This window comes from Candidatus Magnetaquiglobus sp. (assembly GCF_058402785.1).
This window is the reverse complement of sequence record NZ_JBZVFG010000003.1, coordinates 12,754-24,107: the sequence shown is the minus strand read 5'-3', so window position 1 is coordinate 24,107 and position 11,354 is coordinate 12,754. Positions and strand designations below refer to the sequence as shown.

Annotated in this window: 7 protein-coding genes and 3 tRNA genes; 8 read left to right on the top strand and 2 right to left on the bottom strand. The window is 60.7% G+C overall.

Features of this window, described 5'->3' with window-relative positions; genetic code table 11:
• Positions 1-13: 13 nt before the first annotated feature.
• The 7 genes from ACV4UY_RS01720 (at position 14) to ACV4UY_RS01690 (ending at position 5,279) form a co-directional block, all read left to right on the top strand.
• Positions 14-88 (top strand) — tRNA-Gly (locus ACV4UY_RS01720).
• A gap of 119 nt (positions 89-207) precedes the next feature.
• Positions 208-284: transfer RNA gene (locus tag ACV4UY_RS01715), tRNA-Cys, on the top strand.
• A 168-nt stretch (positions 285-452) separates the two neighbouring features.
• Positions 453-527, top strand: a tRNA-Gly gene (locus tag ACV4UY_RS01710).
• 165 nt (positions 528-692) lie between these two features.
• Complete coding sequence (locus tag ACV4UY_RS01705) at positions 693-1,313, top strand: LabA-like NYN domain-containing protein (RefSeq protein WP_420906087.1); 621 nt, start codon at positions 693-695, stop codon at positions 1,311-1,313.
• 59 nt (positions 1,314-1,372) lie between these two features.
• Positions 1,373-2,308: an ACP S-malonyltransferase gene (fabD, locus tag ACV4UY_RS01700; protein WP_491605937.1), complete on the top strand. Its 936-nt coding sequence runs from the start codon at positions 1,373-1,375 to the stop codon at positions 2,306-2,308.
• Between the two features lie 293 nt (positions 2,309-2,601).
• Entirely contained in the window at positions 2,602-4,662 is a 2,061-nt protein-coding gene (locus ACV4UY_RS01695; RefSeq protein ID WP_491605936.1) for a HAMP domain-containing methyl-accepting chemotaxis protein, read from the top strand.
• A gap of 227 nt (positions 4,663-4,889) precedes the next feature.
• Positions 4,890-5,279 carry a bacteriohemerythrin gene (locus tag ACV4UY_RS01690; RefSeq protein WP_491605935.1) on the top strand — a complete coding sequence of 130 codons (390 nt, stop codon included), beginning with the start codon at positions 4,890-4,892 and terminating at the stop codon, positions 5,277-5,279.
• A gap of 151 nt (positions 5,280-5,430) precedes the next feature.
• Here the strand turns inward: ACV4UY_RS01690 and rfbB are convergent, their stop codons facing one another.
• Together rfbB and ACV4UY_RS01680 are read right to left on the bottom strand one after the other, a co-directional pair.
• On the bottom strand, positions 5,431-6,510 hold the full coding sequence (rfbB, locus tag ACV4UY_RS01685) for a dTDP-glucose 4,6-dehydratase (protein WP_491605934.1): 1,080 nt from the start codon (positions 6,508-6,510) through the stop codon (positions 5,431-5,433).
• Between the two features lie 327 nt (positions 6,511-6,837).
• A complete protein-coding gene (locus ACV4UY_RS01680) occupies positions 6,838-9,753 on the bottom strand; it encodes an insulinase family protein (protein ID WP_491605933.1) in 2,916 nt (971 codons plus the stop codon).
• A 341-nt stretch (positions 9,754-10,094) separates the two neighbouring features.
• Here ACV4UY_RS01680 and ACV4UY_RS01675 point away from each other — a divergent pair, with 341 nt between their 5' ends.
• The gene (locus tag ACV4UY_RS01675; RefSeq protein WP_491605932.1) at positions 10,095-11,351 is read left to right on the top strand and encodes an FAD-dependent oxidoreductase; all 1,257 of its coding nucleotides are present in this window, start codon (positions 10,095-10,097) and stop codon (positions 11,349-11,351) included.
• The last annotated feature ends 3 nt before the right edge of the window (positions 11,352-11,354 follow it).

The window sequence follows — 11,354 nt, the reverse complement described above, 5'->3', positions numbered from 1 at the left end:
CCAAGTGATGTACGCGGGAGTAACTCAGGGGTAGAGTGCAACCTTGCCAAGGTTGACGTCGAGGGTTCGAATCCCTTCTCCCGCTCCATCTTTCCCACCCTGGCCATCCTCGCGGATCCCCTAGGGGAGGAGACGAGGGAAACACACCCCTCGAAAAAAAACGGGGGGGACCCCTCCCTCAAACGCGTTTTCCTGGCCCGTCGGTCAGGCCGGGTGGCGAAGTGGCCTAACGCAGAGGTCTGCAAAACCTTCATTCGTGGGTTCAAATCCCACCCCGGCCTCCAGTTTCATCGTTGTACCGTGACACCTCTCAATCAGGTGTCATGCATGGCAAGCGCGGGAAAAACAATCCCAAAACTTGCACAATGAACTGATTTTTTGATTTTTTTTCGGCAGTCATTTCGATTCGTGGATTTTTGAGGCATTCAAGTTGAGCGTAAAATAGCTCGAATGCGGGAGTAACTCAGGGGTAGAGTGCAACCTTGCCAAGGTTGACGTCGAGGGTTCGAATCCCTTCTCCCGCTCCATCTTCACCCATTCAGCCGTGGAACCCAAAAATGCGGTCCACGGTCAAGGGTGGGGGGGCTTTTCCCCCTTCTTGCGAGTTTACGATCCCCCCTCCTCCCCGCCTCCGAACCCCCACGAATCTCCCGTTGTTTTCAACAGGATATTCCAAAGGATTCCACATGCCCATCACCTTTCATCCCAACGAGCGTACCGTCATCTTCATCGATGGCTCCAACCTCTACGCCGCCATCCGCTCCCTGGGCTTCGATTTCGACTACAAAAAACTCCTCTCCCACTTCCAGAGCCACAGCCGCCTGCTGCGCGCCTATTATTACACCGCCCTCGGAGATGATCAGGACTACTCGCCGATCCGCCCTCTGGTCGATTGGCTCGCCTACAACGGCTATGCGGTGATCACCAAACCGATCAAGGAGTACCTTGATCCGGTCACCGGTCACAAACGCATCAAGGGGAACATGGACATCGAAATCGCGGTCGGCATGCTGCAAATGGCCCCGCACTACGACCACGCCGTGCTCTTCTCCGGGGATGGCGACTTCCGCAGCGTGGTGCAGGCGATCCAGGACCAGGGCAAATTTGTCTCCGTGGTCAGTTCCCTCCTCACCAGCCCGCCGATGATCGCCGATGAATTGCGCCGTCAGGCCGACGAGTTCATCGAACTCAACACCCTGAAATCCGAACTGATGCGCAATCCCCATGTCTCCCATGGCAATGTCTGCCCCTCGGTGATCCCAACGGCTCAGGCCGCGACTCCCGCGGTCGCGGAGTCGGGCGCCGCGTTCTGAATACGCATTCAGTTTCAGGTTCTTCTTGAGTCGATTCTTCAAGGAAGGAGTCTACGCGCGTGGGAAAAATCGCCTTTTTGTTTCCTGGACAAGGTTCCCAATCCGTGGGCATGGGCCGCGAACTGCATGACGCGGATCCGGCCATCGCCACCCTGTTCGCCGAGGCCAACGCCACCCTCGGCTTCGATCTGACCGACCTGATGTTCAACGGTCCGGACGAAACCCTGCGTCTGACCGAAAACGCCCAACCCGCCCTGGTGCTCACCGGTCTGGCCGCCCATCACCTGGTGACCGAACGAACCCGCCTGCGCGCCGACTACGTGGCCGGCCACTCCCTGGGCGAATACGCCGCCATCGCGGCGGCAGGGGGATTCCCGGCCCTGGACGCGGTGCGCCTGGTGCGCAAACGCGGCGAGGCGATGCGTTCCGCCCTGCCGGCTGGCGTGGGCGGCATGGCGGCGGTGCTCAACATGGCCCCCGCCGACGTGGAAAAAATCTGCCGGCAGGCCGCCGCCGAAACCGATCTCTTCTGCGCGCCGGCCAACTACAACACCGCCACCCAACTGGTGATCTCCGGCCATGTGGCCGCCGTGCAACGGGCCGTGGAACTGGTCAAGACCACCAAGGCCAAGGCCCTGCCGGTCCCAGTCTCGGCGGCCTTCCACACCCCCCTCATGGCCAAAGCCGCCGCGACCATGGCCGAGTTCCTGGCCGAACAGCCGATCCAGGACCTCGCCATCCCGCTCATCGCCAACGTCACCGCCGACGCCCTGACGCAAGGGGAGGTGGTGAAAGAAAATCTCATCGAACAAATCACCGATCCGGTACGCTGGGAGGCCTCGATGCTGCGTCTGGTGGCCCTGGGCGTGGACACCTTCGTGGAACTCGGCAGCGGCACGGTGCTCGCCGGCATGATGAAGCGCATCCACAAGGAGGCGCGCATCCTCTCCATCAACACCCCGGCGGATCTGGAAAAACTCACCGACTGGATCTGACACCCAGCCGTGACGCCAGCCCGATCCGTGCCCCGCACGGATCGGGCACCGCGGATGCAAAAAAAACAAACGCCTGGCCGATCCGCATCCCAACGGATCGGGACTCCTCTCCACACCCGGACCGGATCGCAGGCATCCACGCCATGTCCATACGACAATCTTCCACAATATCTTTCCATTAAAGTTTCATGCTTGCGCACCATGCGTCGTGCTGATAGGCTGCATGCATGAATTCGCATGGCCGCATGGCGCATCGACCCCCCTTCGCACGACTCCGAAAACTGGTGAAAAAAATGTCCATTCACAATTTAAGCGTCAAGTTCAAAATCCTCGGCGGCGCCTTGCTGCTGGTCGCCATCACGGTGATTTTCGGCGGCCTGGCCAATCTCTACATCGGCAAGGTCTCCGGAGCCCTGTTCGGCATCACCGACAACAACGCCAAGGCGGTGGAGTACGCCACGGGGGTGGAACGGATGGCCCTGGCCACCATCATGGAGGAAAAGAACTATCTTCTGTACGAAAAACCCGAGATCCATCAACGTGCCGAAAACAGTGTCAAGGAGTTGAATCAATTCCTCGACAAGGTGGATGAACTGGCGACAAAATACAATAACACTCAATTGCTGGATCAATCCAAGGTGGCCCGCAACGGCACGGCGGTCTATGCCGACAAGTACCGCGCCGGGGTCAAGGCGTTGCAGGCCAACAAGAACTCCGTGGTCCAGATGGTCGAAAAGGGCCAAATCGTCGAGAAGGCCGCCGAGAAATTCCTGCAACTCCAGGTAGATGCCTACACCGCCGCCATGAAGGGCAAGGCGGATGCATCCGCGCTCGATCCCTACGTGCAGCGCTACATCATCACCACCAACATCTACGTGCATGCCCTGGGAATCATGCGCGCCGAAAAGGAGGAGGTGAACTACAAAGATCGCGAGGCCTGGAAGCGGATGAATGTCCTGCTTCCCGCACTGATGAAGCTCTACGACGATCTCCAGAAGATCACCCCGGATGCCGAACAGATCAAGCTGATCGAGGCGGCGCGCAAGGCCACCAGCGAATACACCGAGGCAGCCCGGTCGTGGATCAAGAACGACGACGATCTCAAGGCGATCCTGGCCGACATGGGCAAGCTGGGCGCGGATGTGATCAAGCAGGCCCAACAGGCCGAGGAAGCCGGCTATCATCAACTGGCCGTGGCGCGCGGCGACGCGGAGAAAATCACCCACGAAGCCAATTCGATCATCATCGGCACGATCCTTGGCGCCGTGATTCTCGGCGTGCTGATCGCGCTCTTTCTGGCCTCCCTGATCACCAAACCGATCGTGCAGGGGGTTGCCTTCGCGCAAACCCTGGCGCGGGGCGATCTGACCACCCGTCTGCACATCGACCAGACCGACGAGATCGGCACCCTGGCCAAGTCGTTGAACGAAATGGCCGACAAGCTCAAGGAGGTGATCGGCGAAGTCCGCAACACCGCCAACAGCGTGGCCTCCGGCAGTCAGGAACTCTCCTCCACGGCCCAGCAGATCTCCCAGGGCTCGACCGAACAGGCCGCCTCGGTGGAAGAGACCTCATCGGCCATGGAGGAGATGGCCTCCAACATCCAGCAGAACACCGACAACTCGGAGCAGACCGAGCGGATCGCCCGTCAGGCCTCCATCGACGCGGAACAAGGTGGCCAGTCGGTGAGCGAGGCGGTGAGCGCCATGAAGGAGATCGCCTCGAAGATCTCGATCATCGAAGAGATCGCCCGTCAGACCAATCTGTTGGCCTTGAACGCGGCCATCGAGGCGGCACGCGCCGGCGAGCACGGCAAGGGATTCGCGGTGGTGGCCGCCGAGGTGCGCAAGCTGGCCGAACGCAGCCAAACCGCCGCCGCCGAGATCAGCCGCCTCTCCTCCTCCAGCGTGCTGGTGGCCGAAAAGGCGGGTCAGATCATCAACAAACTGGTTCCGGACATTCAAAAAACCTCCGAACTGGTGCAGGAGATCGCCGCCTCGAGCCGCGAGCAGAATAGCGGTGCCGAGCAGATCAACAAGGCGATCCAGCAACTCGATCAGGTGATCCAGCAAAACGCCGGGTCCTCAGAGGAGATGGCCGCCACCTCCGAGGAGTTGAATGCCCAAGCCGAATTGTTGCAATCAACCATTTCGTTCTTCAACATCGGCACAGGTTCCGTGGGTGGTGGCGCCACGCGTCGTCCGCCATCCCGCGCCGTGGCGGCCCTGCCCGCGCCACGCGCGACCCCGAAAAACCTGGGAACCGCCAAGGGAGGCGCGCCGTTGCGCCTGACCCATCAGGGCGACTCCGGCGGAGGACGGAAGAATCTGGATGACGAGTTCGAGAGTTTCTGAGTCGAACCGAGGACGCCACGCCGGGAGTCCGCACCGCTCCCGGCGTGTTTGCAATCCAGCGTGCAAAATCTCTGCATCTTGCAAGATTTTCCCAGTTGACGCCTCTCTTTCAGGGCTGTACCCTGCCAAACAGATGCGCCGCAGGATCTATCGGCTCTGTCTGGCCTGTCGATTCATCGACCACGCGGCATCCGGATACTTGGCCACTGACCGCACGAGAGAATTCCATGCCCAGGTTCGATTGGCAATACGGCTATCAGACCAACAACAGGATCGTTGATCTTCAACACAAGTATTTCCTGGAGTTGATGAATCGACTGCACGAAGAACTTGGCGCGAACATGGATCCAGTCTACCAGGAGCGTCTCCTGGACGAACTGCTGGCCTATGCCCGGTTTCATTTCATCTCCGAGGAGAACATCCTTCTCAAGCACCTGCCGCGTCGTTTCGCCCATCAACAGCGGCTGCACGAAGTGCTCGTTCAAGAGCTGCAAAAGAAAATCGCGGGCATGAAAGCGGGCCAGACCACAGCCCGGGAGATCGTGCACTTCGTGGTCGAGTGGTTCTTCACCCACACGGTCACCGAGGATGTGACCGATTTTCTGCCGTTGTCCTGACCGTTTTTCTTCCACCTTCCTCCGACCCGAATCCGCATCCGGGCCAGACGATTCACCGGTCACGCCTCATCCACGCCCGCCGTACTGCCGTTCCACCCACTGCCGGTAGACCCCGCTGGTCACATCCGCCACCCAATTCACCGGTCACGCCTCATCCACGCCCGCCGTACTGCCGTTCCACCCACTGCCGGTAGACCCCGCTGGTCACATCCGCCACCCAATCGGCGTGTTCCAGATACCACCCCACGGTCTTGACGATCCCGCTCTCGAAGCTCTCTCCGGGCCGCCAGCCCAGTTCCCGTTCGATCTTTGCGGCGTTGATGGCATAGCGTCGGTCGTGTCCGGGGCGATCCTGGACAAAGGTCATCTGTTCCGCGTATCCCCGGCCATCCGGTCTGGGGCGCGCCGCGTCGAGAACGCCGCAGATGGTGCGCACCACCTCGAGGTTGGGCTTTTCGTTCCAACCGCCGATGTTGTAGGTTTCGCCCGGTTGGCCCGCCGCCAGCACGCGCATGATCGCCAGGCAGTGATCCTCCACATAAAGCCAGTCGCGCACCTGCATCCCATCGCCGTAGATGGGCAGCGGTTTGCCGGCCAGGGCGTTGTGAATCACCAGAGGGATGAGTTTTTCCGGAAACTGATACGGACCGTAGTTGTTGCTGCAATTGGTGGTCAGCACAGGCAGGCCATAGGTATGGTGCCAGGCACGCACCAGATGGTCCGAGGCGGCTTTGGAGGCGGCATAGGGGCTGTTGGGCAGATGCGGGTTGGTTTCGGCGAAGGGAGGATCTTCCGGGGTCAAGGTGCCGTAGACCTCATCGGTCGAAACGTGCAGAAAGCGAAAATCCCGTTTGTTCGCGCCATCCCGCGACGTGTCCGGCAATCGATTCCAGTAGTCGCGGGTCATCTCCAGCAGATGAAAGCTCCCGACGATGTTGGTTTGGATGAATTCGCCCGGCCCCAGGATCGAACGATCCACATGGGATTCCGCCGCGAAATGGAGGATTGCGCGGGGGTGGTGCTGATTGAGCAGGGTTCCCAGCAGATCGCGATCGTTGATGTCACCGCGGGTGAAGAGGTAGCGTGGATCGTCGTTGAATTTGGCCAGGTTGGCGAGATTGCCGGCATAGGTCAACTTGTCCAGGTTGAGCACCGGTTCGTCGGTGTGTTTGAACCAGGCATGGATGAAATTGGCGCCGATGAAGCCGGCTCCGCCGGTAACGAGAATCATGATTCACGGCTCCCTGCCAAAAATGGGTAACGGGTCCAAACGGATCCAAACGGTCACGCGGGGCATCAACACGCCAACGGTCACAGGGGACCGGGGACCGAAGGTCCCCGGCGGAGGTTTGGAGGCAGAGCCTCCAAGGTTTTTCCTTTGTGACGTTGACTTCAGCTTATGGCTACCGACTGTTCCTGTTTCCGTAGACACAAGCGAGCAAAATCAGAGAAACACAAACAAAGTCAAAGTCAAAACCCAAGGCAACGTCGTGGGGCGCGGCCCCACACCCCGCCGGGGGCGGTAACCGCCCCGATCCCCCGTGACGGAACGTTCCACTCACAATGTCTGCTTGATCCACGCCTCCCCCAACCTTCCCTCCATCACCTCGGCGTTGGTCACCAACCCATACCCGGCCCGCTCCGGATCCAGATAGATCCCGGCCACACGCCGCAACTCCTCCTCGGTGACCGCCATCACCCGCTTCCGGAATGCCCGCCGCACCTGCGGCAATCGCCCGTACAACGCATCATGAAACGCCCGCTTGGCCTCGCCCGCCGGAGATCCGGGCCGATCGATCGCCCCGATCATTCCCAAAAGAGCCTCCTCCAAAGCACGCGCATCCGCCTTGCCAGCCATCAACCACTCGAGCGAATTCTGGAAATCGGCCATGGTCTCCTCCACGCGCGGATCGCGATAGGAGTAGAACCGGAACAAACCACTGTCCGAATCATACCCCGCCCCGCCACCATAGGCGCCACCCCGCTCACGAATGGCGCGATGCAGATGACCGTTCTTCAAATACAATCCCAACACCGCCAGGGCCGGCGCGTCCGGATGGACATAGGGAACGGTCTTGTGGACACGGGCACAGAAATGGATCTGGGTCACCGTGGCCCAGGCCGTCTTGAGCGCACCGGCAAGCGGTCCCACGACAATGCCGCCCGACGAATCGACCGCCTGGCCACGTCCACCCCACTGCCCGGCCAACGCCTCCCCGAAACCGGCGAAATCCTCCTCCTCCCCCACGATCAACATCCGCCCCGGCGCACGCCGCAACAGATCACGCAACCTCTCCAGACGCTCGGCGAACGCGGCGAGAGCCTGGGGATCGTCCAGACTCTTGTCCAGACTCTTCAACCGCTTCACCGCCGCCATGCCGCCCCACAGGTCGTTCAAGGCGGCCACGCGACTCATGCCGGCCCCGGCAGCCGAAAGAGCCAGTACATGACCATTCTCGGTGACGCGCATCTCGGCGGCGGAACGCATCTGCGCCACCAACTCGCGCAAACGGGAAAGTTCGTCGAAACGGGCGGTGTCGATGGTATCCAGAATCAGTTGCGACAAAGCCCCCTGATTGCGCGACAACGCCTTGCCGGAAATGCAGAAGACGCAGCGATAGCTCTCCAGATCGTCCACCGAGGAGCGCAACCCCATGCGCGCCGCGATGCCACCACTGATGGCCGACTGATGGGCCTGGGTCTGCAGGTAATCGCGACCGCCACACCCCACCTCGGAAAGACAGGTGGAAAAGATCGGCAACAATGCCAACAGATCATCAGGCATGGCCGGCGGGTCGATGACGTACTGCTGATAGACCAACCGGTTGGTGGCCGCCTTGAACCAGAAAACCGGCATCGCCCCCTTTCCGGCCTCGCTCCCCTCGGCGATGGGGATATCCGACGGGATGTCGGAGAGTTCCAGACGCGGCAGAATCTCCGGATCGTCCTCCTGCTCCTGACGGGCGCGCAACGCCTGGGTCCGCTCGATCACCCGCGCCCGCTCCGCGGCATCCATGCCGGCGAGAATCTCCCGCAACCGGGCGATCTCACGCTCCTTGCGCCGGGCGTTCAGCGTGGCATCCGGTTTCAACACCACCCGCACCCGGTGGGGATTCTCCAGCAACCAGACACGCGCCAGACCCTTGATGAAGTCGGGATCGGCCACCCGCTCGCGCAGGGCGTTCAACGCATCATCCAGCGCCAGGGCCTGGATCGGATCCCCGCCGTGCAACGTCGGGGTCAGGGCGTTCAACAGCAGTTTCAAACCATACGGCAGACCATCCCCGCCGATCTCGCGTCGCGACAGCTCCAACTGATGCAACACCGACTCCACCCGCTCCGGCTCGACCCCCTCCTCGGCCACCCGCGCCAGAAGATCCAGAATCAGCTTTTCGACGGCCTCGGCCCGTTCCGGCTCCGACCCCTCCAGACCGCATACGAAAACCAACTCCCGTCCCGAGTCGTCCAGACCGCTCAACGACGAGGGCGAGGCCCCCAGATCGGTGGTCTCGAGCACCTGCAACAGCGGCGAAGAGCTGTTGTCGAGCAACACGCCGTTCAACAGATGGGCGTTGAGCAGATGCTCCATCTCCATGGTGCGCCCCAAAAGCCAACCCAACACGATGTGGGACTTCTCCGAGGTGTCGGTCTCTCCATCCAGGGCATACACCTCCTCGATGGCGAAAGGGGCCGGATGACGCCGCTCGTCGGGAATCGACGAAGCGCCGGGATTGTCCCGAAAACGGGCCAACACCTGTTCCTGGAAACTGGCCTGGTGCTCTGCGGCGGTGATGTCGCCGTAGGTCATGAAAATGGCGTTCGAAGGGTGGTAGAAACGGCCATGAAACGCCTTCAACCCGTCCCAGGTCAAATCGGGTATGCGCTCCGGATCGCCGCCGCTGTTGTAATGATAGGTGGTGGTGGGGAACAGATGCTCGGACATGCACTGGGAGAGCACCCGCGCCGGAGAACTCATCGCCCCTTTCATCTCATTGAACACCACACCCTTGAAAACCAGCTCCGCATCGGGACTCTCGGGTTCGGCAAACTCCACCCGAAACCCCTCCTGGGCAAAATCGAGTTCATCGAGACGCGGGAAAAAGGCGGCATCCAGATAGACACGCAGGAGATTATCAAAATCCTTGCGCGACTGGGTGGCAAACGGATAGGCGGTCCAGTCGCTGGAGGTAAAGGCGTTCATGAAGGTGGAAAGCGACCGGCGCAGCATCATGAAGAAAGGATCGCGCACCGGATAACGTTCGCTGCCACACAAGGCGGTGTGCTCGAGAATGTGGGCGACACCGGTCGAATCCTGAGGCACGGTCAGAAAAGCCACCAGAAAGGCATTGTGCGGGTCGTCGGCGGCCAGATGCACATGACGGGCGCCCGTGACCCGATGGCGGTAGGTCTCCACGGTCAGTTTCAGCGACGCCACGGTTTCACGGCGCGACAGTTCGAATTCGGGATGGCTCATGGTGCTCCTTGGCCGCGGCCTGGGTGATGTGCAAACAAAATTGTCGATATAAAAGTATAGCGCACGCCTGGGGAAAAAGCGACACGAAACGCGAATCCCCTTGCGCTTAAGCGGCATGCGTGTTAAGAAATTCAGTATATAAGGAAAAGCTGAAACTAACGCATGACGCCTACAAAAGCACGCAAAGGCCATGCCGGTCCTTGAGCTTCCAAAGGCAATAAATCGAAACGTGGCATTCTGGCTGGTCGTTTCCAGCCGCGCCAGTTGGCGCGCAACCCATGCCAGAAATTGATGAAGACCCAACCCTCACCCCAAAAAAAACCAACAATCGGAGGTAAACCATGGCGGATGCAAATGCCGCGGGCCAAACCATCCTGGTCGTCGGCGGCGGAATCAGCGGTCTGACCACCGCCGTCGAAGCAGCCGAAACCGGATACCATGTGCTTCTGGTGGAAAAGGATCCTCACCTCGGTGGTCGAGTCTCGCAACACAACAAATATTTCCCCAAACTCTGCTCCCCGACCTGCGGGTTGGAGATCAACTACCAACGCATCAAAAACAACGCCCGCATCCGCTATCTGACCCTCTCCGAGGTGGTCGATATCCAGGGTGCCGAAGGCAATTACACCGTGCGCATCCGGAAAAATCCGCGCTACGTCACCGAAGCCTGCACCGGCTGCGGCGACTGCTCGGCGGTCTGCACCGCCGAGGTGCCGGACCCGTACAACTTCGGCATGCGTCAGGTCAAGGCGATCCGCAACAACCACGCCATGGCTTTCCCGAGCTGGTACTACATGGATCCCGAATACGCCAAGACCGACGAGGCCCAAAAGGTCGCCAAGGTCTGTCCGGCGGGAGCGATCAAGCCCGACATGCAGACCGAAACCGTCGAGGAGAAGGTGGCGGCCATCGTCTGGGCCACCGGCTGGAAACCCTACGACGCGGAAAAAATCCTCCCCTACGGCTTTGGTCAGTACGCCAACGTCACCACCAACATGCGCTTCGAGCGTCTGGCCAACGTCTACGGTCCCACCGGCGGAAAAATCGTCCGCGCCGACGGCCAGGAGGCCAAGAACGTCGCCTTCATCCAGTGCGCCGGCTCCCGCGATCACAACTACCTGCCCTTCTGCTCGCGCATCTGCTGTCTGGCCTCGATGAAACAAGCCGCCTACGTCCGCGATCAATATCCGGACTCCAAGGTGACGATCTTCTACATCGATCTGCGCGCCATGGACCGCTACGAGAGCTTTCTGCAAAAAACCCGTGACGATCAGGGCATCAGCTGGATCAAATCCAAGCCGGCCCGCATCGAAGAGGATGGCCACGGCAATCCGGTGGTGGTGGGCGAAAACACCCTCACCGGCGAACGCTATGCCATGCCCTTCGACCTGGTGGTGCTGGCCACCGGCATGGAGCCCAACTCCGCCGTCGATGCCAAGGTTCCCTATTCCGAGGTTCGCCAGGACGAGTACGGCTTCGTCACCGGTGGCGTGCTGTCCGCCGGTTGCGCGGCCATGCCCACCGACGTGGCCAGTTCCGTGCAGTCGGCCACGGCCATGGCCATGAAGGCGATCCACGCCGCGGTTAAGAGAGGATAAGAA